The sequence below is a fragment of the Spectribacter acetivorans genome (assembly GCF_031846305.1).
Taxonomy (GTDB): Bacteria; Pseudomonadota; Gammaproteobacteria; order Nevskiales; family Salinisphaeraceae; genus Spectribacter; species Spectribacter acetivorans.
Genome location: NZ_JAVRHY010000037.1, coordinates 1 through 903, shown reverse-complemented (window position 1 = coordinate 903; position 903 = coordinate 1). Strand labels below are relative to the sequence as shown.

1 pseudogene is annotated in these 903 nt (G+C 55.1%); it reads left to right on the top strand.

Features of this window, described 5'->3' with window-relative positions:
- Positions 1-83: 83 nt before the first annotated feature.
- Positions 84-903 (top strand): annotated as a pseudogene (locus tag RM531_RS15980) (hypothetical protein); the annotation flags it as partial.

Sequence of the window (903 nt, the reverse complement as noted above, 5' to 3'; positions counted from 1 at the left end):
ACTTTTCAGGGCGGTCAGCCTCGCTTGGTGACTCCGACATACCGGAATCCACGGAGACGGGCAACGAAGACGCATTGCCCCCGGTGCAGCACAACAGTTTTGCAGACAGATTTCGCCGAACGGATACGGTTCGTAACAGATATGTAACTGAGGGCGGTTGGTACATCGTACTGCCCGAATCCGTCCAGCGAGGTCTGGAGATTGTCAAACGCTACCAAAAAGCGCCTGCCGCGGAGCGCCTGGCTTTCATAAGTAATCCGAAGCGCGCGCTTCGGGATGCCCTAGAGGACGAACTGGAGGAGGACGTACTAGAGCATCTCTTTGAAGAAACGCCGCGTTACCTAAGTCAGCGTATTGAGTGCCTGGGTGAGTGGCAGCCCAAAAGCTTCTCTTACAGCCTCCCGGGGATTACACCATGGTTCCCGGACGACGCGCGTGGTGGTTTTCTGCTAGACCTCGGTCACGCCGTCATTCCTGTTGCTTATAAGGACGCGTGCGACCTTCAGGCGCGGATGCAAGATGCCCTAAACGCAGGAGACACGTCTTTACCTTACGGCGATAGAGAAATTCCGGTGACAACCGAAACGGTAGATCGAATTAATCACGCGGTCCGATCAATTGACGCTAAAGATACGATGGGTGAAGCATCTGGCACGGATGATAATACCTCTGCGCTCCGGAGTTCGGGGACTGACCCAGAAGAGACCGAAAGCGCCAAGCAGCAACGTGAGTTGGTCCCCATCCTGGCCGATAACTTAGAAGAAATCGGCTTTTCGCATCGCCCACATCCGCCCCGAGGCGAACCCGGCGGGCTACCAGCCTCATTAAAGACCACATCGCTCTATTCTCATCAGCGAGATGGGCTTCTATGGCTGCAACAGCATTGGGCTTACGGTTCTAATG